This window comes from Limnobacter sp. SAORIC-690 (assembly GCF_002954425.1).
Lineage (GTDB): Bacteria > Pseudomonadota > Gammaproteobacteria > Burkholderiales > Burkholderiaceae_B > Limnobacter > Limnobacter profundi.
On record NZ_MQVZ01000001.1, the window covers coordinates 2,332,902 to 2,354,417 of the forward strand.

Below are 21,516 nucleotides of genomic sequence, written 5' to 3' on the forward strand. Positions count from 1 at the left end.
GTTTGACGCATCAATAACAATTGATTCAGGGTTTTCCGCGCATGTGGATTCGACTACAAGAAGACATTGACACGATTTTGAGAAAAGACCCGGCAGCCCGAGGGCGTCTGGAGGTTTTTCTGTGCTATCCCGGTTTGCATGCGCTGATTTGGCATCGCCTGGCTCACAGGGCATGGGCAGCGGGTTTAATCACGCCGGCGCGTTTTTTGTCGCATTTGGGGCGTTTTTTCACAGGCATTGAAATTCATCCCGGTGCAATCATTGGCAGACGTGTCTTCATTGACCATGGTATGGGCGTGGTGATCGGCGAAACGGCCGAGATTCATGACGATGTGACCATTTACCAAGGCGTTACCTTGGGTGGTACTTCATTGGCCAAGGGCAAGCGACACCCCACGCTTGAAAAGGGCGTGGTAGTTGGGGCTGGTGCACAGGTTTTGGGGCCATTCACAGTGGGTGAGGGTGCCAAGATAGGATCAAATGCTGTGGTAACCAAGCCAGTGCCCGCGGGTGCCACGGCGGTAGGCAACCCTGCGCGCATGATTTTGAAAGCTGAAGAACGCGCACCGGGTGAGGAATTGACAGGCGCGGCAAAAACCAAAGAAGAGTTTTTGGCCTATGGTGTGTCCAAGAATGGCGATGATCCGCTGATTAAGGCCATGCATGGTTTGATTGATCAGGCCATTGCCCAGCAGCAACGCATTGAACAGCTTGAAAAACAGCTGAGCAAGGGGAAAGCGCAGCCAGATTGCGGAGACTCTGTGGACTGTGAAGAATTGAAAGCCCTGAACAAACTGGTGGACAACTAGCCACCTAGTTGAACAGGGTCAGACTGAATTCCCCGCTGCTTTGTAGCTTCAAGAAACCGCCCTTTGGGCGGTTTTTTTCTGGTTCATCAAAATCCCAGTCCGGCAACACAATGCGCTGGCCTTTTTGCAGCTGCCCTTGGGTTGATTCGGGGGTGGTGGGGGCTGGGCTGTTCAACGTGTGGTGTATGGCACAGCGGTGTGTGTGCCCATGCAAAATCACATCGCTTTTGCCGATGTAATAGCCATCGGGCCATTTGCCTTTGAATGATTCAGCCACAGCTTGCAGGTTGGCGTCCATGATGCTCATGGCGCTGTTGGCTTTGTGTATTTTGCTTTCGCTGCGAATGGCTTTGGCCATTTCAATGCGTTGCTGCAGGGGCAGTGCCAGAAAGTTTTTTTGCCATTTCTCATCCCGGCTTTGAAGCCTGAATTTTTGGTAGGCCTTGTCGTCAGTGCAAAGTTGATCGCCGTGCGTAATCAGCACCACCTGGTGGTTGACCAGCAAAAATTCTGGATCTGGCAGAATTTCAAACCCAGCAGCTTCGGCAAATTGGTCACTGAGCAGGAAGTCGCGGTTGCCATGCATGAAATACAGCGTGGCGCCGGCAGATTTTGCACTTTGAACCGCTTGGGCAACTCGCTCGCTGGTGCTGTCGCTGTGGTCGTCTCCGTACCAGACTTCGAACAGGTCACCGAGCAGAAAGATGAGGGTATTGTCCTGGGCTACACTGGCCAACCAGTTTTCGAAGGCTTCCAGTGTTTTGGGCGTGTCTTCAGAAAGATGCAGGTCGGAGGCAAAGAATGCAGCACCTTGTTGCGGAATTTCAATCAACTTGTTACCTGATTAAAAGTCATCAAAAAAGCCCTTGAGAGAAGGGCTTTTTGACTGGGGCCGACTTAGAGTATTTCAACACCCTGAATCACCACGTCTTCCAGTGGCACGTCTTGGTGAAAGCCTTTCGAGCCGGTTTTTACGCCCACAATTTTGTCTACAACTTCTTTGCCTTCAGTGACTTTGCCGAATACGCAGTAACCCCAGCCTTGTGGTGTTGGGCTTTTGAAGTTCAGGAATTCATTGTTCTCTACGTTGATGAAAAACTGGGCAGTGGCCGAATGTGGATCGTTGGTACGAGCCATGGCAAGGGTGTATTTCTCGTTTTTCAAGCCGTTGTCAGCCTCGTTTTTTACGGGGTCTTTGGTGGGCTTTTGTTTCATGCCTGGCTCGAAACCACCGCCTTGAACCATGAAGCCGCTGATGACACGGTGAAAAATTGTGTTGGTGTAAAAGCCGCTTTTCGCGTATTCCAGAAAGTTCGCCACAGTGGCGGGTGCTTTTTCAGCGTCCAGGGCGATCGTAATGTCGCCAAAATTTGTTTTTAGTTTAACCATGGTTCGTTTTTTCGCTTTTGCAAACGCAGAGGAGATTGAAGAATTACCGATGCTAACAGTTATCGCCGAGAACATCGACCACTTGAGAAAAACACGTTTGCCTTGAGTCACAGACTTGTTCCTTACAGTTTGAAAGTGTCTTCTTGAACAATTTGCCAACGGGTACCCACTTTCATCCAGTATTGCTGTTTGCGGATTTCGCCCGACAATTTGTCCTCTTGCCTAAAGGACACCAGCATCATGTCTTTGTCGCTGGGGTATCGCATGACAGTGAGGTCATCGATGGAAATTTTCCCGAATGACTTGTTGCTGATTTGCTGGTTTTTTTGCCACTCGATGAGACCTTGTCCGTCAATTTTGACGTCGCTTGCGTAATGATAAATTCCTTTCGAGAAGCCTTTTTCAAGATCTTTCTTCCAGGTGTCCACCATTCGCAGGGCCGCTTTGCGGTGGCTCTGCCACACATCAATTGGCACGAAGTCTAGCCTTTCGCTGATCACGACCTGCGTGCTGCCGATGTCAACAAATTTTTTCAAGGCAAGCAAATCCTGATTGGCCAGTACCACACAGCCATCGCTGGCCTTGGGGGGGCGGCTTACGTAATGCTTTGGCATGCCATGCAACCAAATGCCATAGCCTGTTTTTCCGAGGCGCTTGTCCCAAGCGTTCGGGTAGTCGATAGGCAGGGCGATGGGGCCGTAGAAGTCAGTCAGTTTTTCTTTGGGCAGCAGTTCAGTGATGGTGTACACGCCAATGGGTGTGCGCTTGTCACCCTCACGTACTTTCACTGCGCCCATTTTGCCTTGGGATACGTAAAAGTCAGTAACGAGGCGGGGTTGCGGAAATGCATTTTCATACAGGAACAGTCGTGAACGCGTGGTGTCTACCAAAATCACATAACGCTGATCGTCGTTCAATTCAACCAGCTCAGCAGGTAGCAGGTCCCGTTGCGGGCGGTCTTTCACCGCCTTGAAGCGCGCAATTGCTTCTTCGCGCAATTCTGTCAGTTCTTCCTGTTTGCCTTTGGGCACATCAGGCATGTCCCCAATTTTGGTCAGGGGGCGCCCCGCTTTCAGCGACAGAATATCGCCCTTGAGCATGTGACCCAGGTAAAAATTGGGGAATTCACTCAACAAGCGGTCGGTCAATTCAAGCGCTTTGTTCAGTTCATGATTACTCAGCGCCAGATAAATTTCTTCGACTGCTGTATCGATTACCGGTTGGTAGCTGGCTGACTCAAACAACTTGCTGGCCAGCGAACCCTTTTTGGGTTCGGGGCTGCTGTAGGCCGCAAGGTCGAATGATTCCTCGGAGCCAGATTTCACAAAAGTGGGGGCCGCCGTGAATGCCCAAAACATCAGGGGGGCGACCAAGCGCAACCCTTTGGACATTCCACGAAGCCTGCTTCTAGACCACATTTAGCCGCCCACCCTCTCGCTGGTGATTTTCCAGGTGCCGCCTTCCTGTTTCATAGTCAGTGTTTTGGTGGACACATTGTTCAGGCGGTTGGAAAAATAGCTTTGCTTGAATTTCACCACGGCTTCATTGCCAGTGATGGTAATCAACGGGTTTTCAACCACCACGCGAATGGTTTCTTTGCCAACAATGCGTTGTTCGCGCATTTTTTCCCAGTTGGTACGGTTCATTTTGCCTGGTGTTTCAAAGTCTTGGCTGTAGGCACCTAGGTAACCGGCCATGTCTTGATCAGTCCATGCTTTGGCCCAAGCTTCAACGGCCGCCAGTACCTGGCTGTCCATACCGATGGTATTGGGTTTTGGTTCAGCAGGTTTGCTGGCTGTAATGGCAGGCTCTGCCGGGGCTGGTTTGCTGGGTGCCACCTCAACTGCGGGAGGCGTAGCAGCAACCACCGGCGGGGTGGGCACTGCCGCGGGTGCGGTTTTGGCGGGTGCTGGCTTGCTAGCTGGTGCGGCTGCTGGTGCTGCCGCCACAGCCACCGTTTCGGGCTTGCCGGCAATCAGGTTGCGTACCAGCGACAATTTGGTTTGCGCGGTTGAATTGCGCCCGTCCAGTTGAAGTGCTTTGTCGTAGGACTGGCTGGCCAGCTTGGCGTACACATCGCCCAGGTTTTCATGGGCGGTGGCATAGCTGGGGTGAGTGCGAATGGCCATTTCAAGCGACTCGCGGGCTTTTTCATATTCTCCGCGCCCCGCGTACAACACGGCCAGGTTGTTGTAGGGTTCAGGCAGCTCGGGAAAATCCTCGGTCAGCTTGGTGAACACGGTAATGGCTTCTGCGGTTTTGTTGCGTTCAGTCAGAATCAGGCCCTTCAGGAAGCGCATTTGAGCGTCGTTCGGGCGGTTGGCCAGGTATGCGTCTGCACGTGCCTGTGCCTGTTCAAATTGACCGCTTTGAATAAGTTTTGAAACTTCATCTGATTCGTCGGCATGGCCGGGTGCTCCGGCAAACGCCAAGCCCATGAGGGCAATCAGCAAAGCATATTTGCTTTTCTTGTATTTGCCACTGATTGACGACGTGATTGTTTTTTTAGCCTGCATTCGGTTGCGCCTTTGCGGGGTTACCCGTTTCATCTGATTGGTAGGGAAAAACTCGATCATGCGTAATGATATACTCGACCGCTATTGTAGCAAGCCCCAGAGCGGGTTGGCTTCTGAGCTGGGTTTCCTGAGGGTTCCAGTGTCAGATTGTACCGTTTTGGCAAGCTGGGTCCGCTTTTTTTCTGAGTCCAATGAAATCGTCTCTTCAAATTTACAATTCAATTCTAAGGAAAAAGCAGGCTTTTTCACCGCTTGATCCACAGAACGTTCGAATGTACGTGTGTGGCATGACAGTCTATGACTTCTGCCACTTGGGCCATGCCCGTGTCATGGTGGTTTTCGATCTGTTGAAGCGCTGGCTGCGTGCCTCCGGCTACCCGGTCACCTATGTACGCAATATCACCGACATTGATGACAAAATTATTCGCCGCGCTGTTGAGAACGGTGAAAGCATTCGTTCGTTGACGGATCGCTTCATTGCGGCCATGCATGAGGACGCGGATGCCTTGGGTATTGAACGCCCCGACCACGAGCCCCGTGCCACGGAGTACGTTGCAGAAATGCAGGACATGATCCACACCCTGATGAATAAAAGACTCGCGTACCGGGATGATTCCGGTGATGTGAACTTTTCGGTGCGTGCTTTTCCTGAATACGGCCGGCTATCGGGTAAAAGTCTGGATGAATTGCGGGCTGGTGAACGTGTGGGGGTTTCAGGCAGCAAGAACGACCCGCTGGACTTTGTTCTGTGGAAAAGCGCAAAGGCCGATGAGCCCGCAGATGCCAAATGGGATTCTGATTTCGGTGTTGGTCGCCCGGGTTGGCACATTGAGTGCTCAGCCATGAGTTGCAAGTTGTTGGGTAATACGTTTGATATTCATGGCGGCGGTGCTGACTTGCAGTTTCCGCATCATGAAAACGAAATTGCCCAAAGCGTGGGCGCCACTGGCGAGGGTTTTGCCCAGTATTGGATGCACAACGGTTTTGTGCGCGTTGAAACCAACGGCCAATCCGAGAAAATGTCGAAATCGCTGAACAATTTCTTCACGATTCGGGACATTTTGAAGGTATACGATGCTGAAGTAGTGCGCTTCTTTATTTTGCGCGCGCAGTATCGCAGTCAGTTAACCTATTCAGAAGGGCATGTGCAAGACGCGAAAGCTGCCCTGGGTCGCCTGTACACCGCAGTAGGCGACGTTCAGGTAGCGGATTCGATTGATTGGATGCTGGAATTTGAAGCCCGTTTCGCTGAGGCGATGAATGATGACATGAACACACCGATTGCCGTGTCTGTGTTGTTTGAAATGGCCAATGAGGTGAACCGCACTGCCGACCTGGCTTTGGCTGCACGTCTGAAAGCTTTGGCACAGGTACTGGGTTTGTTGGGACGTACAGCCGAGGCTTTCCAGAAAGCCGAGGTGGGCGACCAGGCGGGTGCCTTGGACGAGGCTGAAATACAAGCTTTGATTGATGCCCGAACCCAGGCCAAGGCCGACCGGGATTTCTCAAAAGCGGATGCCATACGCCGGCAGTTGCTCGACATGGGCGTGGTATTGGAAGACAAACGGGGCGGGGCAACCGAATGGCGGCGAGCCTGAGGTTGAATCTAGATCCCCACGCGCCTGATTATTGGCAGGCGGCGTGTGAGGCCTTGGCTTTGCAAAGCCCGGTGTGGGCTGAATTGGTGGCTCGACATTCGGACCGGGCCTTGCGTTCGCGTGGCGCGCCTTATGAAACCATGCTGCGCTCGCTGGTGGGCCAACAAATTTCGGTCAAAGCAGCAGATGCGGTGTGGGCTCGAGTGGTCGAGGCGCTGAATGGGCAAATCAATAGCAGCGTATTGCTCGCTCTAAGTGATGACACTTTGAAGGCCACAGGCCTTTCACGCCAGAAAATAGCCTACGCACGTGCCTTGAGCGAATTTGAGCAGCAGGGACGTCTTGAGCTGACACTGCTGGATGGCATGGACGATGAGGCCTGCACGCGCCACCTGTGTGAAATCAAGGGAGTAGGGCGCTGGACGGCCCAAATGTTTTTGATGTTTTGTTTGCGCAGGCCCGATGTTTGGCCTGTGGATGACATTGGTGTGCAGCGCGGTATCTCGCGCCAATTTTTCGAAGGTGAACCCATCGGACCGAAAGAAGCACTACAATTCGGGGAAAAATTAAAACCTTGGCGGACAGTGGCAGCGTGGTATTTGTGGCGCAGCCTCGATCCAGCCGTGGTGGACTATTAAGAGAACCTCATGAAGCAAACATTTCTGGATTTTGAAGCACCCATTGCCGAGTTAAAAGGCAAAATCGAGGAGCTGCGCCTGGTTCAAGACGGCTCAGCTGTTGATTTGTCAGAAGAAATTCGCCGCCTGGAAGGCAAAAGCGATGTGCTGACCAAAGAGTTGTACAGCAAACTGACCCCTTGGCAGGTATCGCAGGTGGCGCGTCACCCCCAGCGCCCCTACACCCTGGATTACATTGCCCACGCATTCACAGACTTTCACGAGTTGCATGGCGACAGGCATTTTGCAGACGACCCTTCGATTGTAGGTGGCTTGGCCCGCCTTGATGGTGAAAGTGTCATGGTGATTGGTCACCAAAAAGGCCGTGATGTGAAAGAGCGTACTTTGCGTAACTTCGGCATGCCGCGCCCGGAGGGCTATCGCAAAGCGCTTCGCTTGATGAAAACCGCTGAGAAATTCGGTATTCCCATCGTAACCCTGGTGGATACCCCGGGGGCATACCCTGGTATTGATGCCGAGGAGCGTGGGCAGTCTGAGGCCATTGGCCGCAATTTGATTGAAATGGCACAAATTCAGGTGCCCATTGTGAGTGCAATTATTGGTGAGGGCGGTTCAGGTGGCGCTTTGGCGTTGGCTGTGGCTGACCACGTCATCATGATGGAAAATGCCACTTACTCTGTAATTTCCCCTGAAGGATGTGCGTCCATTTTGTGGCGCAGCGCTGAAAGGGCATCGGATGCTGCCGAGGCCTTGGGTATTACCGCCAAACGCCTGCGTGATCTCGGGCTGATTCAGGAAATCGTGAAGGAAAGCTTTGGTGGAGCGCACCGCGACCATGCGCAAACGGCCAGCAACTTGAAAACCGCAATCAAGGCTGCTTTGAATATGCTGGTCACTTACAAGCCCAAAACCTTGTTGGATGCTCGCCATGACCGGCTGATGAGTTACGGCCACTTCAAGGTGAGCAAATAATTGAAACAGTCGCTTGAAGCCTTTCTAAGCGACTTCAAGCGCCAAGCCCCGCTGCCAGCCAGTTTTGTCGTGGCTTATTCAGGCGGGGTCGATTCCACCGTGTTGCTTCATGCATTGCATGCAATGGGTTTGCCACTGCACGCGGTTCACGTGAATCATCAAATCCAGCCACAGGCCAATGCCTGGGAAGAGCACTGTAAAAATCAGTGCGAACACTGGGGTGTGCCTTTTACTGCGTTGCGGGTTGATGTGGAACCCGGCGATTTGGGCCTTGAAGGCCAGGCCCGCGTGGTGCGATACCGTGCCATTTTTAGCTGGATGAAGGCCAATCAACACACTGTGTTGCTGTGCGCCCACCACCGGGACGATCAACTGGAAACTGTACTGCTGCAATTGCTGCGCGGTTCGGGCCTGAGAGGAGTGGGTGGGATGCGCGCTGTGGGCCCTGTGGGTGTGGATCGCCATCTGCATCCTGACTTGCTGTTGGGTCGCCCTTTGCTCGATTGCAGCAAAGCCAGCCTGCTGGAGTACGCACATGTAAATCGCCTGCCGCACATCGAAGACCCCAGCAACAATGACACTACACTGCGCCGCAACTGGGTACGCCACGAACTCTTGCCCAACCTGGAAGAACACTTTCCCCAAAGCCCGAAGGCTTTGTTGCAACTGGCTGAATTTTTTCGGGCACACTATTCGGAAGAAGATTCAAACACGCAAGCCAACGCGCCCCAGGTGGTTTGCGCAGCCGGCCGTTTGCAACTGATTCAGTGGCGAGCACTGGACGACACAGCCCAGCTCAATACACTTCGACACTGGTTGCTGGGCCATGGCGTGCGTTGTGGCAAACTGAAATTGATTGAGCTGGCTCGCCAATTGCGCGTTACTAAAGGTGGAATTCGCGAGGTAAAAAAAGGCTGGCAGGTGAAAGTAAGCCGACAACAGGCCCATTTGCTGCACACTGAACCAGAGGACAAAGCGATTGAACCACGATGAATTGAGCAACAATGAATTGAACAAGAGCATTGGCAACATTGACCCGGAGACGGTGGCCCGCTGGCTCGAAAGCAGCGGCAACTACAAGGTGCTGCGCCGCATTCAAATGCGTGACACTTTTGGTGGGCAAATTAACTGCCCAGTTAAGGTGCTGGTGGTCGACACTGAAACCACCGGTCTTGATTTTGCAACATGCGAAGTGATTGAAGTGGGTGCGGTGCTGATTGAGGTGGACCAGGACACCGGGGCAATAGGTGCGGTGTTGGGTACTTATGGTGGGCTTGAAGAACCCAAGGTGCCCATTACACCCGAGAATTCAGCCATTCACGGTATTACCAACGACATGGTCAAGGGTCAGCGGTTCGATGAAGCTGCTTTGAAGACCCTGTGCGATGAGGCCGCTTTGTTCGTGGCGCACAACGCAGCATTTGACAAGCCTTTTATGCTTCGCCGTTTTCCGTGGCTTGAAAAATCGATCTGGGCCTGCACGTTTCGGGAACTGCCATGGACCCAGGAAAATTATTCAGGACGCAAACTGGAATATTTGTTGTCGGATTGCGGTTACTTCCACGGCGCCCACCGTGCAGTGGAGGATTGTAATGCACTGGTCCATGTGTTGGCTCAACCCTTGAAAACATCCCAGCGCATGCCGTTTCAGGTGTTGTTTGACAGTGCCAATGAATCGATTTATCAAATTGCTGCGTTGAAAGCACCATTTGAGAAAAAAGATTTTTTAAAGTCCAAGGGTTTTCGCTGGAATGCGGATGACCGCGTTTGGGAATTCGAGGCAGTGGGTTTTTCAGAAGGCAAAGAAGTTATCGAATGGCTGCGGGAGCAGGTGTACTGCACCACCGGAAAAATCATGCTGGGCTTTCGCATTCAGGCTGGGGTTGATCGTTACTCCGGCACTGCGCTGAAGCAACAGTTCAAAGAGGTATAAGGCGTGCCCGCCAAGGTTTATCCTTCCGACACCAGTGAGCTTGCGCTAGATGGCGCACAAGCCCGTGAACGGGACGTGTTGTTGCAATTGCAAGCGCAGTTGCCAGACAACTACACCATTTATCACGGTATTCACTGGTCAAGAATTGAGCATGGGCTGACCGTCACAGGGCGAATCCAATTTCTGGTGCTGGGCCCCAGTGGTATTGTTTATAGCATCTTGATGAAAACCGGTTTGATGAAAGTGGACCAAGGCCGGGTGGTGAAGCAATTGGGTGAACAGCGTCAGGATGTATTCAACGCACTGGCTGAACAAAGTGCTTTGCTGAACCAGAAGTTCAGGTTGCAACACCAAGGTCACTTGCGGGTAGAGCCCATTTTTTATTGCCCCGATTTCACCGTACCCGACCCCGGCGGACTTACCGTGAATGCCGAGCGGGTGGTGGATGCCCGTCACAAAGATGAATTGGCCGCCCTGATTCAAACCATCGACATTACTGCTGACCTGTTCAGCAGCCACAGCAATCCCAAAGCCATTCACTCATTTTTGTGCAATGAACTTAACCTGGTTCCGGAGGTGGGGGCCTTGTCACAAGCCGCGGAAACTTTGGTAACGCGTCTGTCTCACGGCCTGGAGCAATGGGTTTCAAGGCTAAACTTCGAGCCTTTTCGCTTGCGTATTACGGGTACTGCTGGCAGTGGAAAGTCGCAGCTGGCTTTCAGCGAACTGCAGCGCAACCATGGTTTAAGAGCCCGAACCTTGTATGTGTGTTACAACCGGCCGCTTTCCTCACACATGGCGCAGCAGGTTCGTGAAGCAGGTTTGATGGGCGCGGTGGTTTTTAATTTTCATGCATTGTGCGACCGCATGCTCCGCGATGCAGGTCTTGACGTGGACTACGCTTCGCCCGGGGTTTTTGGTCGCCTGGCCGAGCAAGTTCTGGCCACACCTCTGGACAAACGGTGGGTGTTCGACTCAATTGTGGTGGATGAAGGCCAGGATTTTGATCAAAGTTGGCTGCCGGTGCTTCAGCGTTGCGCACATTCGGGCACCCGGTGGCTGTGGCTGGAAGATCCGATTCAAAACCTGTACGCCAAGCCAGCAGTCAGCCTGCCCGGTTGGGTCAGCTTGCACACGCCCATGAATTATCGAAATCCGAAACGCGTAGTGCAGGCATTGCAGTTGGTTCAACGTGAATTCAACTTTGAATCGCCTTTGCCGCTGGACATTGAAGCGGCTTGCCCCCTGGAAGGTTTGCCCTTGGAGTTTTTCGAGTATGACAATGAAGAGTCGTTGTTGAGTCAAACCGCCAAGGCAATTACTGCCTGTCTGCGGCAAGGTTTCACGCGCGACAAAATTGCGGTGCTTAGCATGCGGGGGCACGAGAAATCAAAGATATTGGCGCAAGCCAGCCTTGGGCCGCACAGCCTGAGGCACTTTACTGGCCGATATGATGACAACGGCAGCCAGGTATTCACCGAGGGTAATGTGCATGCAGAGTCGGTTTATCGCTTTAAAGGGCAGGCAGCACAAGCTGTTGTGGTAACCGAGTTGGCTTTTTCGGAGTTCAACGAAGCTGATTTTCGAAAGCTGTTTGTGGCCATGACACGGGCCAAATTGCTGTTGGTGCTGGTGGGGCATTCGGATACCCTTCAGCGTTTGCGAAGGGCAGTATTTGCTTGAGATTACTGCTGAATTTGCCAGGCACCTTTGCTGGGCGAGCACACCTCACCCCGGAACTTTGTTTTTTCGCCGTTCACAATGGTGACGCCCAGGTAAGTGCGGCAAGTGTCCGATTTGGCCCCCGGCGACAAATACACACCGACGCCATTCACCGGGTTTAGCCAGCGCACGGCTTGCCCAGAGGGCACCAGCTCCATGGTGTGCCCGAAACAATGGGAATCCACTGCGAACGCATCAACCAACTGGGTTTCCGTGAAAATTGTTTTGAACGCATCGGTGGATTCAACATAGGCCATTTGTTCGGTCAAGGTGCCTTTCAGTGCCTCGCTTTGAACCAGTTTGGCATCGCATTGCCCACGAAGCACACCGAAGTCGCTGTTCCAGCCTTTGCCCGTGTAGCCAATGAAATTTTTGGCATGGGCCACATGAAACGGAAGCGTTATCACAAGCGCAAGCAGGCAAAGAACAGTTTTAGAGCGTACTTTGGCTATGGGCATGGAAGAATACTTAACAGGGCAGCCTGATGACATTGATAAAAACGGTGTGTACGCGAATTTCGTTGACCCAAAGAGTGTATCTTTTTCTTTATAAAAAAACACGAGACAGCACCCGGAGGCCGCACAAAATGACAGTTCAGGGCAAAACAGTATCTGCAATTGACATTGCTAAGGGCGCCTTGGGTTTTCTGCCAGACATGCCGCACATTCTCCCTTCGCTGGCCAGTTTGGCATTTCTCAGGCCGCATTCACGCCGTTCGCTCGGTTTGCTGTTTCAGGAAACAGCGCGCAAACATGCAAAATCGACATTCCTGAAAAGCGATCAACAGTGTTGGACCTACGGGCAAGCCAATTCCGTTTGCAATCAAATGGCACGCGGTTTGCTCTCCATGGGCGTTAAGGCTGGTGACACGGTGGGCTTGTTGTCAGCCAATCGGCCTGAAACTTTACTTGCGGTGATTGCCTGCGCCAAGTTGGGTGCTGTTGCTGCGCTGCTGAATATCAATCAGCAAGGTGCGGTGCAGGCGCATAGTTTGAAGTTGGTGAAACCACGAGTGATTCTGGCGTGTGACCGTGGTCTGGATATTCTCAAGCAGTTGGAATCAGAGAACAGCGTTTTACTCAAAGGCATTGAATTGTTGTCTTTGCAAACCGGCAGCACCCATTTAAGAGTGAGCGATTTTCGCAGTGCCTGGTGCACGCAGCCTGACCACAACCTGGCGCAAACAGCGCAGATTGTGGCCAGCTCGCCCTGTTTCTATATTTTTACCTCAGGCACAACCGGTTTGCCCAAGGCCTCTGTAATGAGCCATTACCGTTGGTTGCAAGCGGCCTCGGGCATGAGCACCGCAGTGCGTTTGACGGCTTCTGACGTGTTTTACTGCTGCTTGCCGCTGTATCACAACAACGCACTCACGGTGTCACTGGGGGTGGTGTTGGCTTGTGGCGCTTGTTTCGCACTGGATGAAAAATTCAGTGCCAGTCAATTCTGGAAGCGTATTTCACATTACAAGGCGACGGCGTTTTGCTATATCGGAGAATTGCTGCGATACCTGTTGAATCAAGTACCCCATATGGACGATCAGAACCATGAGATCCGCTTGATTCTAGGCAATGGCCTGCGCCCTGAAATATGGGATGACTTTGAAAACCGGTTTGGTATTCATCAAATTTTCGAGTTTTATGGGGCAAGCGAGTCTAACCTGGGATTCATGAATGCCTTTGGCCTTAAAGAGACTGTTGGCTTTTGCCCCATGCCCTTTGAGGTTATTGCCTGTGATGCCGATTCCGAACAGGTGGTGCGAAACTCACGTGGGTTTTGTGAAACCGTAAGCCGTGGTGAAGTGGGTTTGTTGATCAGCGAAGTGACCGAGTTACGGCCCTTCGATGGCTATACCGACCCGAGAGCCAATGAAGGCAAGTTGCTGCGCAATGTATTCAAGCGTGGTGACTGTTGGTTCAACTCGGGCGATTTGGTGCGCAGGCAGGGGTGGCAACACATTCAGTTTGTGGACCGGTTGGGCGACACATTTCGCTGGAAGGGCGAGAATGTTGCAACCTCGGAAGTGGAGGGCGTGTTGGCCAAACTGCCATTTCTTGAACATGCAGTGGTTTATGGCGTGAAGCTGGATGGGTTCGACGGCCGTGCCGGCATGGCCGCTGTTGCTGTAAAACCCGGTGCCAAGCTGGACTTGAAAGCGCTGGCTGCGCATGTAAGCAGCCAATTACCTGCTTACGCAGTGCCGCAGTATGTGCGTGTGCTTCAAACTGTAGAAACCACCGGCACGTTCAAATACCAAAAAGTACAGCTAAAGAAAGAGGGCATTGATCAAAACCTGGTGAATGATCCTTTGTACAGTTTCAATGCAGCAACCCGGAGTTACACCGCTTTAGTTTGAGGCAGTTTGTAGCGATTGGCCTTGAACCAGCTTGACGATCAAATCGAGTGTTTCGGTGTCATAGAGCATGCCGCTGTGCGACACCCTTTTGCCTGGAAGCAGATCTTGAATGTAGATGTTTTGCACGCCAGGTTCTTTCACAAACTGGTTTTCAACTGGCACCACCACCTTGTCGTTTTTTGTGACCAAAACACTGTATTGCACATTGGGCATGGCGATTGGGCCTGTTTTTAGCTCGCGCAACAAGGCGGAGCGCGGGTGCTGGTCTGCACAAGCCAGGCAATATTCGACGTTGTCGCGGTTGGGGGTTTTTGCAATGGAGGTTCCGTTGACACTGGGGGCCAAAGCCACAAAGCGGTCGACGTGGGCAGCGCCTTGCAACATTTTCAGGTAGTAAAAGCCTATGAGACCGCCCTGAGAGTGGCCCACCAGGGTCACCTTGTCTCCACCTGTGGTTGTTTTCACAAACTTTACAAAATCGGCAATTCGTTGTGCCGATTCATCCACCGGGCCTACCCCTTTGAACCAGTCGCTGGGCTCGGCTGCGCCATAATCGATTGAGTATACGCACAGGTTTTGATTGGCCAGTGCCGGGCCCAAGGCACCAAATGAATACATGCTGGAAGAAAAGGTGCCGTGAATCAACACAACCGGGTTTTGATTGTTGGCGGGGCGGCATGCCCAGTTGTTCACCCCGTCTGGCATGGTTTGGCCACCAAGCACTTGGCTTAAAAATGAGCTGGTCCAGTTTGATTTCGCCTGGAACTGGCCTGTTGAACCCGCTGTATTCGTGGTGCTGCAAGCAGCAAGAGAAATTATGGCGAATGCGGCAAGCAGCAGGCGACTTGTGAACAGTGTGGTCATGGTGCGGTGTCCTGGGGTTAGCTCGACTTGGTATTTATGACCAGAATCGCAGCAAAGGGTTCTGTAGGGCACCAACAAACAAATAGAGCGTGCCTCCAATTTCTGCAAACACCAGCGCCACCATGAATACGGCCAAACCTGCGCGGGGCATGGCGTGTTTTCCCAGTTTGTGAGGTTGCCGTAACTGATTGTCGGGTCCGTTCAGCGCTGCCTGTATCAAATAACCCGCTACAGCCAAGGCAAAAAATACAATCACGATTGCCGCCGCAAACAAGTTGTAGTTTGGGTTGAACATGCTGAAATGTGCCAACACGGCCAGGGTGATACAGGCAAAACCGTAGAGCAGGCTGGCTCTGTGGGCGATGTCTACATATGGATGCGCTAAACCTTGTTCACTGCGCCACATCTGCAAAAACTTCCACAATCCGCTGAAAAGACCAACGAGCAAAAATACTCCTGCGGAAACAATTGCAAAGGCGCTGGCAGAACTGACGGTCATTGTGGTTACCTCTTGGGGGTAGTCGAATGAGGTGGCCCCCTTTGTGGGAAAGACTCACCTGTGTTTTTGCACTTAAATAGAGGCATCAACACACATGTGCATTATGCACCGGGAGTATTACCATGGACGATTTCGCAAACAAGAGCTTTGACGTGACCATGCTGGGCGAGTTGGAGGCCAAAAGAGAGTGGTTTGTTGGCGTTCTGGGCGCCAGTGTGTGCTACGGCCTGATTTTGTGGTTGCTGTAAAGTTTTATTGATATTTCATCAGGCCCATAAAAAACCCTCGAATTCTCGAGGGTTTTTTATTTACTCAAAGCTCAGCTCAAGCTGGGCCATGTCCTTTCAGACTGAAGCCTTCGGGGCCGCTGCAGCACGCTTGGCGCGTGGGGCAGCAGCTTTCTTGGCGGCAGGCTTCTTGGCAGCTTTTTTCGCGCCAGCTTCACCTTTTACGCCAATTTTTTCGAACAACTGGGCAGCAATTTGCTCAGCTTGTTCAATGGCGGGCTTCAGTGTTTCGTTTTTTTTGGCTTGTTCCAAAGCGCTTACACCCATGGTGATCGCGTTTTCGGTCAAAGACTCGGCTTGTGACAAAGCCAAGGCTGCATAAGAGAAGCCTTTGTCGATCACAACTGGCAGTTGCTGTTCGAACAGCTCAACACCCTTCTGTGTGTAAACCTGGCTCACGCCAACTACTTTTTCCAAGCCTTGCTTGATCTCTGTACGTGCGTTAACAACCACAGGCTTGTCGGCCAAAGGCAGCTTTTCAGCAGCGGTGAATGCGTTGCCCAAACCTTGTGACAGCAGGCCGAATTGTGCTTGTACCAGGCTGTTCAGGGCCTTGGCAGCGGCTTGGTGCTGGTTCTTCAGTTCGGTGTTGGTTTTGGTCAGCAATTCAGCTGTTTTTTCGAAAGCGTACATCGTGAGATCTCCTTGGGGTAGCGGGTAGTCAAATTTCGTGACACTTCGCACTATAGGGAAATCGATTACGCAATGAAAGGGTTTGAACCTGAGGCTCTACACTAAAAAAGGGTGTAGAAGCCTCAAGGCACTGCGTTTTTAATCCATTCCCTTGGCCTGAACCATGGGTTCCGGTGCCGGTTTTCCTTTAAAGAACTTATTAAGAACAATTGCTACAACAGCCAGTACTGCGCCACCAATGTCGGTGTACAAACCGCCCTCAATCATGCAGAGCGCGGCGATCAGCAAAATACCGCGTACTACCCAATTTGAATGTGCTCCCCAGAACCAGCCCTGAATTGCGGCGGCCAGGAAAAACACACCAATACAGGCTGTAACAAAGGCACGCAAAATGACGAACCACTCGCCTTCCATCAGCAAGGCTGCGTTGTAAAAAAACATAAACGGCACAATAAATGCAGTCAGACCAATTTTGAAGGAAGTAAACGAAGTCGCCATTGGGTTCGCACCGGAAATACCTGCAGCAGCATACGAGGCCAGGGCGACTGGCGGCGTAATGGCCGAGATGACAGCAAAGTAAAACACAAAGAAGTGAGCCACCAAGGGCTGAATGCCCAGCTCGATCAGGCCTGGTGCAACAACCGATGCAGCCACTGCATAGGCGGCTGTGGTTGGCATGCCCATACCCAGCAGAATTGCAATGCACATTGCAAAGAACAAGGCGACCAATTGCGAATTTTCGGCAATGTCCAATAGGATGGAGGAGAATCGCGCGCCTACGCCAGTCAAGGCAATCACCCCCACGATGATGCCAGCACAGGCACACACCGTGATGATTTGAATGGACATAACCCCTGCCAAGTCGAAGGCCTTGAATATGCTTTTGGGTCCCATTTTGAATGGCGACAGCCAGCTAACCACAGCCGCCGCTGCGGTGGCCAAGGTGCCTGCACGAATCACCGAGTAACCCATGAACAGAGCGACAATCAGAATAATGATAGGAATGAACAGGTAGACCTGCTTCACCATTTTCGAGAATTGCGGCAGTTCATCGGAGCGCATACCACGCATGCCGAGTTTTGCTGCCTCGAAGTCGACCATCAAATAGGTAGACAGAAAATACAGCACGGCAGGAATGACTGCAGCGATTGCAATTTCCGAGTAAGGGATTCCTGTAATTTCCGCCATGATGAACGCGCCTGCTCCCATGATGGGAGGCATGATTTGCCCGCCCGTGGATGCAGCGGCTTCAATGGCGCCGGCTGTTTTTCCGTTGTAACCCACTTTTTTCATCAAGGGTATGGTCAAGGATCCTGTGGCAACCACATTGCCTGCGCTGGTGCCATTGATCATGCCCATCAAGCCTGAGGCGAAAACAGCCACTTTCGCAGGGCCGCCGCGCGCACGGCCTGCGGCCGCGAATGCGAAGTTCACAAAGTAATCGCCTACTTTGGAGCCTGAAGAAAAGCGGCGAAAACGATGAACAAAATAATGTAGGTAGAGGACACCGCAGTGGTGGCACCCAGCACGCCCGCATCGGTGTAGATGTACGAGAAAAAGCGGCTGAAATCGAAGCCGTCGTGCGTCAAAAAGCCGGGCAGGTAAGGGCCAACAAATGAATACACCACGAATATTACCGAGATGATGACCAAGGCGCTGCCGGCCACGCGGCGTGTAAGCTCGAGAATAAGTGCCAAACCTACCATGGCTGCCCACGCGTTGCCGGGTGAGGCGAAAGGTGTTCCGGCTCGCATGCGCAATGCCGTTCCATCGAGGTGAACCATGAGGTAGGCGGTGCTGGCGATCACGGTCAGTACCAGAGTGCCATCAAGCCAATTGAACTTTGAGCCTTCCGGGCGAAAAAACCAGCTGGCAACAATCGCGCTCAAGGTAGCCACGGCCAATGGAATACCAAACTGGTTGACTTCCATTTCCGGGGTAATCATCTCACCTGCGGCGATGATCTGCTGCATGTCGTATACCGTGTAAAGGGCATAGATCGCTGGCAAGGCCAGTATTGCTGCAAGTGCCTTGATCAGGCTTTGATTACCGCGCTGGGGTTGGTCAACATTGGCAGATGAGTAGGCGATGAAGCCGATGATCAGTGCGCCAGCCACGTGAAGAATGCGAAAGGCCCAGGTTTCCACCGGGGCTACATTCAACGAGAAAACATGCCAAAAGGCGTAGCCTGCGGACAGGATTGAAACGAGCAAAGCCGCTCGCTGGGTGAATGTTCGCTGGTTGTTCGCGGGGGGTTCGTCGTCGACGCCTTGGGCGATGAGACGATCTTCTGCGTCAGTGCTGGATGCGCTAGAGGGAGTGGACATGATGGGACCGATTCAAGAATAGTAAGACTGGTTGCGCGAGCGCGCCGGGTGTTCAATGCAATACCCGGCGCTCACTGGATCAAATGGATTGATCGATGTTTACTTCAGTTTCAGGTTCGCTGGAATTGTGAAACCTTTTTCCTCGTAGTACTTGGCGGCACCGGGGTGGAAAGGGATGAAGGTATTTTTATCCCAGTTTTCCGCCAGGGTTGTGCGTGCACCTTTGTGAATGGTCAACATTTTTTCATTGTTGTCCAGCACGGCCTTGGTGGCCTCGTACACAAAGCTTTCAGGCAAGTCGCAGTTGGCAATCGCGTAGTTCCACATGGACACAGCACGTGCGTCCTGGGTCAACGTCTTGTAGGTGTTGGCCTTGATGGGGAACGCAGACACTGGGTAGGTGTCCATGATCTTCTTTTGCTCAGCTTCCGTAAATTCAAGAATGTTGATCTTGGTTTGTACTTCAAGCTGGGTTACTGCTGGAATGGGCACACCAGCGGCGAAGGCGACTACGTCGATCAAGCCATCCTGCAGCTGACCGCCCAAATCGCTCCAGCCACCATTTCGGCGTTCAAATTTAACGCCCAGTGTTTCAAGCATTTTGGGAAAGTAGGTGTCGGAAGTGGAGCCTGCCGGGCCGAAACCGATTTTTGAGCCAGGCGGAATGTCTTTGATCGATTTGATGCCACTGGAGGACAGCACGGTGACTGAGAATGGAGTTTGATACATAGGGAACATGGCGCACACCTTGTTCATTTTCAGGCCGGGAGCCAAGGGGCTTTTTCCGTCCAAAGCCTCGCGAGCGGGACCCATGGTGGTCATGCCAAATGCCAGCTTGCCGGTGTGAACCAAAGCAAGGTTCTGCGTAGGACCGCCCGTCACTTCAGCCCCACCTGTGATGCCTACGGTGTCTGCGACCAGATTTGCCCAGCCGGCGCCGTAAGCATAATAAGTTCCGCCTTGTGAGGCCGTGCCTACCGTAAAGCTTTTGGGCCACTTGGATTTGTCGGCGTGAGCTGCACCCATGGCCATTGCGGCCAGGCTGATTGCAACGGCGGATTTTGCCAGAATTGCTTTCATTGGTATCCCCTATGATTTGATGTAACTGTGCCCATTGGGTTTGGGCTTTGTGGTTGTTATCGTTCCTTATTTGAACGAGTCGAGTGTGCAAAAACACCGTTGTAATGTCTTATTTATAATTAAAATGAGCAATACGTGATGTCCGCAACAGGGTTTGTATTCAATTATTAATTTATAAATTAATATGAAAATGAAAGAAGATGAATTTAACCCCTTGGGCGTGTAAAATCACGGCTTTTGCGCCAAAGGGCTGCTGTGTCCATTGAATCTGAAGTCAAGCGTCGTCGAACGTTTGCAATTATTTCCCACCCCGATGCGGGCAAAACTACACTGACTGAAAAGTTATTGCTGTTTGCGGGTGCCATTCAAATTGCGGGTAGCGTGAAGGCGCGCAAGGCGAGTCGCCACGCCACGTCGGACTGGATGGAAATTGAAAAGCAGCGTGGTATTTCCGTGGCCAGCTCGGTGATGCAGATGGAGTATCGCGATCAGGTGATCAACCTGCTCGACACCCCAGGTCACCAGGATTTTTCCGAAGACACCTACAGAGTGCTTACTGCGGTGGATGCAGCCTTGATGGTGATTGACGCCGCCAATGGTGTTGAGCCACAAACTTTGCGTTTGATTGAAGTGTGCCGTGCGCGAAACACGCCAATCATTACCTTCGTCAACAAGATGGACCGCGAGGTGCGTGATCCACTTGAATTGATGGACGAGATTGAAAGTACGCTTGGCATTCCCTGTGTGCCGTTTGCCTGGCCTGTGGGGCAGGGCAAGCTGTTTCACGGTATTTTCGACATTCGCAAGAACCACATGCGTGTGTTTACCCCGGGTGCAGATCGCCGTCGCGAGGATGATGAGGTGATTGACGGCGACAATCGCGAATTGCTGCGGAGCAGGTTTGGTGCCGAGTTCCAGCAAGCTGAGCAGGAAATTGATCTGGTTACCACAGCTGCGCCCAGCTTTGATGCCGCTGAGTTTCTGGCAGGCAAGCAAACTCCCATGTTTTTCGGTTCAGCGGTGAACAACTTTGGTGTGCAGGAAGTGCTGGATGCATTGGTGGATGTAGCGCCTCATCCAGGGCCGCGCAAAGCGATCGAGCGTGAGGTGGCACCCACTGAAAGCAAGTTCAGTGGTGTGGTGTTCAAGATTCAGGCAAACATGGACCCCTCCCACCGCGACCGCATTGCCTTTGTGCGGGTGCTCTCTGGTCGCTTTGAGCATGGTATGAAGTTCAAGGTGCTGCGCACCGGCAAAGATTTTCGCCCCACCAGTGTGGTGACTTTTCTTTCTCAGCGTCGAGATCGGGTTGACGAAGCCTACGCCGGCGACATTATTGGATTAACTACTCACGGCGGTTTGCAGCTGGGTGACTCGCTCAGTGAAGGGGAAGGCTTGCAATTTACGGGGTTGCCGTTTTTTGCACCAGAATTGTTTGCCTCCGTTGAATTGAAAGACCCCATGCGCAGCAAGCAACTGCAAAAAGGGCTGATGGAATTAGGCCAGGAGGGCGCCATCCAGGTGTTCAAGCCATTGCTGGGTTCAGAAATGTTGTTGGGTGCCATTGGGCAGCTTCAATTTGAAGTGGTGCAGGCGCGTTTGAAGGGCGAATACGGAGTCGAGGTGCGTTTGGCGCCAAGCCGTTACAGTTGCGCCCGTTGGGTGACCAGTAAAAACACCAACGACTTGCGGCGGTTTATGGATGCCAATGTGGGTCGCATGGTGACTGATGCTGCTGATACCCATGCTTTTTTGGCAACATCGAGGTTCGATCTGGATGTAATGCAGAAGCGATGGGAAACCATCGAGTTTCACCCCATGCGTGAACACGCCGGGCTTTTGCTGGCCAATCACTGAGCCCCCCACCCCCGTTTGAAAACGGGGGTACAATCG

The 21,516-nt window shown here is 52.4% G+C and carries 21 protein-coding genes; 10 read left to right on the forward strand and 11 right to left on the reverse strand.

What is annotated here, in order from left to right; all coding sequences use genetic code 11:
* The first annotated feature begins 41 nt into the window (after positions 1–41).
* Complete coding sequence (cysE, locus tag BSZ31_RS11130) at positions 42–809, forward strand: serine O-acetyltransferase (RefSeq protein ID WP_240605695.1); 768 nt, start codon at positions 42–44, stop codon at positions 807–809.
* 4 nt (positions 810–813) lie between these two features.
* Here cysE and BSZ31_RS11135 read toward each other — a convergent pair whose 3' ends face one another.
* The 4 genes from BSZ31_RS11135 to BSZ31_RS11150 all read right to left on the reverse strand — a co-directional run bounded on the left by BSZ31_RS11135 (position 814) and on the right by BSZ31_RS11150 (position 4,714).
* Positions 814–1,641: a UDP-2,3-diacylglucosamine diphosphatase gene (locus tag BSZ31_RS11135; protein WP_105028811.1), complete on the reverse strand. Its 828-nt coding sequence runs from the start codon at positions 1,639–1,641 to the stop codon at positions 814–816.
* Positions 1,642–1,706: 65 nt separating this feature from the next.
* Positions 1,707–2,198, reverse strand: coding sequence for a peptidylprolyl isomerase (locus BSZ31_RS11140; RefSeq protein WP_105028812.1), 492 nt, complete (start codon positions 2,196–2,198; stop codon positions 1,707–1,709).
* Between the two features lie 122 nt (positions 2,199–2,320).
* A complete protein-coding gene (locus tag BSZ31_RS11145) occupies positions 2,321–3,589 on the reverse strand; it encodes a murein L,D-transpeptidase family protein (protein ID WP_168426948.1) in 1,269 nt (422 codons plus the stop codon).
* Positions 3,590–3,616: 27 nt separating this feature from the next.
* On the reverse strand, positions 3,617–4,714 hold the full coding sequence (locus tag BSZ31_RS11150) for a tetratricopeptide repeat protein (RefSeq protein WP_105029848.1): 1,098 nt from the start codon (positions 4,712–4,714) through the stop codon (positions 3,617–3,619).
* A 191-nt stretch (positions 4,715–4,905) separates the two neighbouring features.
* Here BSZ31_RS11150 and cysS point away from each other — a divergent pair, with 191 nt between their 5' ends.
* From cysS to BSZ31_RS11180, 6 genes are read left to right on the forward strand one after another with little or no spacing between them, the layout of a single operon-like run.
* Positions 4,906–6,312: a cysteine--tRNA ligase gene (cysS, locus tag BSZ31_RS11155; protein ID WP_105028814.1), complete on the forward strand. Its 1,407-nt coding sequence runs from the start codon at positions 4,906–4,908 to the stop codon at positions 6,310–6,312.
* The gene (locus BSZ31_RS11160; RefSeq protein ID WP_105028815.1) at positions 6,297–6,950 is read left to right on the forward strand and encodes a DNA-3-methyladenine glycosylase; all 654 of its coding nucleotides are present in this window, start codon (positions 6,297–6,299) and stop codon (positions 6,948–6,950) included. The genes cysS and BSZ31_RS11160 overlap by 16 nt, the downstream gene beginning before the upstream one ends.
* Before the next feature lie 9 nt (positions 6,951–6,959).
* Positions 6,960–7,922, forward strand: coding sequence for an acetyl-CoA carboxylase carboxyltransferase subunit alpha (locus tag BSZ31_RS11165; protein WP_105028816.1), 963 nt, complete (start codon positions 6,960–6,962; stop codon positions 7,920–7,922).
* Positions 7,923–8,915, forward strand: a complete 993-nt coding sequence (tilS, locus tag BSZ31_RS11170) for a tRNA lysidine(34) synthetase TilS (protein ID WP_105028817.1) — start codon at positions 7,923–7,925, stop codon at positions 8,913–8,915.
* A complete protein-coding gene (locus BSZ31_RS11175; protein WP_168426949.1) occupies positions 8,902–9,855 on the forward strand; it encodes a 3'-5' exonuclease in 954 nt (317 codons plus the stop codon). The genes tilS and BSZ31_RS11175 overlap by 14 nt, the downstream gene beginning before the upstream one ends.
* A 3-nt stretch (positions 9,856–9,858) precedes the next feature.
* Entirely contained in the window at positions 9,859–11,538 is a 1,680-nt protein-coding gene (locus BSZ31_RS11180; RefSeq protein WP_105028819.1) for an ATP-binding domain-containing protein, read from the forward strand.
* A 2-nt stretch (positions 11,539–11,540) separates the two neighbouring features.
* Here BSZ31_RS11180 and BSZ31_RS11185 read toward each other — a convergent pair whose 3' ends face one another.
* Positions 11,541–12,035 (reverse strand): hypothetical protein, encoded by a 495-nt coding sequence (locus BSZ31_RS11185; RefSeq protein ID WP_105028820.1) that lies wholly within the window; start codon positions 12,033–12,035, stop codon positions 11,541–11,543.
* 128 nt (positions 12,036–12,163) lie between these two features.
* Between BSZ31_RS11185 and BSZ31_RS11190 the strand changes: the two genes are divergently transcribed.
* Positions 12,164–13,933 (forward strand): long-chain-acyl-CoA synthetase, encoded by a 1,770-nt coding sequence (locus BSZ31_RS11190; RefSeq protein ID WP_168426950.1) that lies wholly within the window; start codon positions 12,164–12,166, stop codon positions 13,931–13,933.
* On the opposite strand, the gene BSZ31_RS11195 is transcribed toward BSZ31_RS11190, so the two are convergent.
* Entirely contained in the window at positions 13,925–14,797 is an 873-nt protein-coding gene (locus tag BSZ31_RS11195; protein ID WP_105028822.1) for a triacylglycerol lipase, read from the reverse strand. The two genes, BSZ31_RS11190 and BSZ31_RS11195, sit on opposite strands and share 9 nt — an antisense overlap.
* A 34-nt stretch (positions 14,798–14,831) precedes the next feature.
* On the reverse strand, positions 14,832–15,296 hold the full coding sequence (locus BSZ31_RS11200) for a hypothetical protein (protein WP_105028823.1): 465 nt from the start codon (positions 15,294–15,296) through the stop codon (positions 14,832–14,834).
* 122 nt (positions 15,297–15,418) lie between these two features.
* Between BSZ31_RS11200 and BSZ31_RS17595 the strand changes: the two genes are divergently transcribed.
* Positions 15,419–15,544, forward strand: a complete 126-nt coding sequence (locus BSZ31_RS17595; protein ID WP_255411427.1) for a hypothetical protein — start codon at positions 15,419–15,421, stop codon at positions 15,542–15,544.
* Between the two features lie 96 nt (positions 15,545–15,640).
* Here the strand turns inward: BSZ31_RS17595 and BSZ31_RS16755 are convergent, their stop codons facing one another.
* The 4 genes from BSZ31_RS16755 to BSZ31_RS11215 all read right to left on the reverse strand — a co-directional run bounded on the left by BSZ31_RS16755 (position 15,641) and on the right by BSZ31_RS11215 (position 19,623).
* The gene (locus BSZ31_RS16755; protein WP_146106670.1) at positions 15,641–16,216 is read right to left on the reverse strand and encodes a hypothetical protein; all 576 of its coding nucleotides are present in this window, start codon (positions 16,214–16,216) and stop codon (positions 15,641–15,643) included.
* A 138-nt stretch (positions 16,217–16,354) separates the two neighbouring features.
* Positions 16,355–17,650 (reverse strand): TRAP transporter fused permease subunit, encoded by a 1,296-nt coding sequence (locus BSZ31_RS11210; protein ID WP_240605696.1) that lies wholly within the window; start codon positions 17,648–17,650, stop codon positions 16,355–16,357.
* Between the two features lie 11 nt (positions 17,651–17,661).
* On the reverse strand, positions 17,662–18,543 hold the full coding sequence (locus BSZ31_RS17405; protein ID WP_240605697.1) for a hypothetical protein: 882 nt from the start codon (positions 18,541–18,543) through the stop codon (positions 17,662–17,664).
* A 99-nt stretch (positions 18,544–18,642) separates the two neighbouring features.
* Positions 18,643–19,623: a TAXI family TRAP transporter solute-binding subunit gene (locus BSZ31_RS11215; RefSeq protein WP_105028824.1), complete on the reverse strand. Its 981-nt coding sequence runs from the start codon at positions 19,621–19,623 to the stop codon at positions 18,643–18,645.
* 255 nt (positions 19,624–19,878) lie between these two features.
* On the opposite strand from BSZ31_RS11215, the gene BSZ31_RS11220 reads away from it, so the two are divergent.
* On the forward strand, positions 19,879–21,480 hold the full coding sequence (locus BSZ31_RS11220; protein WP_105029849.1) for a peptide chain release factor 3: 1,602 nt from the start codon (positions 19,879–19,881) through the stop codon (positions 21,478–21,480).
* Positions 21,481–21,516 lie beyond the last annotated feature (36 nt).

Excerpts from the sequence above, each read along its gene's own strand:
- cysE (WP_240605695.1), top strand. The coding sequence starts at position 42 with ATGTGGATTCGACTACAAGAAGACATTGACACGATTTTGAGAAAAGAC.
- BSZ31_RS11140 (WP_105028812.1), bottom strand. The coding sequence starts at position 2,198 with ATGGTTAAACTAAAAACAAATTTTGGCGACATTACGATCGCCCTGGAC.
- BSZ31_RS11145 (WP_168426948.1), bottom strand. The coding sequence starts at position 3,589 with ATGTCCAAAGGGTTGCGCTTGGTCGCCCCCCTGATGTTTTGGGCATTC.
- BSZ31_RS11150 (WP_105029848.1), bottom strand. The coding sequence starts at position 4,714 with ATGCAGGCTAAAAAAACAATCACGTCGTCAATCAGTGGCAAATACAAG.
- cysS (WP_105028814.1), top strand. The coding sequence starts at position 4,906 with ATGAAATCGTCTCTTCAAATTTACAATTCAATTCTAAGGAAAAAGCAG.
- BSZ31_RS11160 (WP_105028815.1), top strand. The coding sequence starts at position 6,297 with ATGGCGGCGAGCCTGAGGTTGAATCTAGATCCCCACGCGCCTGATTAT.
- BSZ31_RS11165 (WP_105028816.1), top strand. The coding sequence starts at position 6,960 with ATGAAGCAAACATTTCTGGATTTTGAAGCACCCATTGCCGAGTTAAAA.
- BSZ31_RS11185 (WP_105028820.1), bottom strand. The coding sequence starts at position 12,035 with ATGCCCATAGCCAAAGTACGCTCTAAAACTGTTCTTTGCCTGCTTGCG.
- BSZ31_RS11190 (WP_168426950.1), top strand. The coding sequence starts at position 12,164 with ATGACAGTTCAGGGCAAAACAGTATCTGCAATTGACATTGCTAAGGGC.
- BSZ31_RS11195 (WP_105028822.1), bottom strand. The coding sequence starts at position 14,797 with ATGACCACACTGTTCACAAGTCGCCTGCTGCTTGCCGCATTCGCCATA.
- BSZ31_RS11200 (WP_105028823.1), bottom strand. The coding sequence starts at position 15,296 with ATGACCGTCAGTTCTGCCAGCGCCTTTGCAATTGTTTCCGCAGGAGTA.
- BSZ31_RS17595 (WP_255411427.1), top strand. The coding sequence starts at position 15,419 with ATGGACGATTTCGCAAACAAGAGCTTTGACGTGACCATGCTGGGCGAG.
- BSZ31_RS16755 (WP_146106670.1), bottom strand. The coding sequence starts at position 16,216 with ATGTACGCTTTCGAAAAAACAGCTGAATTGCTGACCAAAACCAACACC.
- BSZ31_RS17405 (WP_240605697.1), bottom strand. The coding sequence starts at position 18,543 with ATGTCCACTCCCTCTAGCGCATCCAGCACTGACGCAGAAGATCGTCTC.
- BSZ31_RS11215 (WP_105028824.1), bottom strand. The coding sequence starts at position 19,623 with ATGAAAGCAATTCTGGCAAAATCCGCCGTTGCAATCAGCCTGGCCGCA.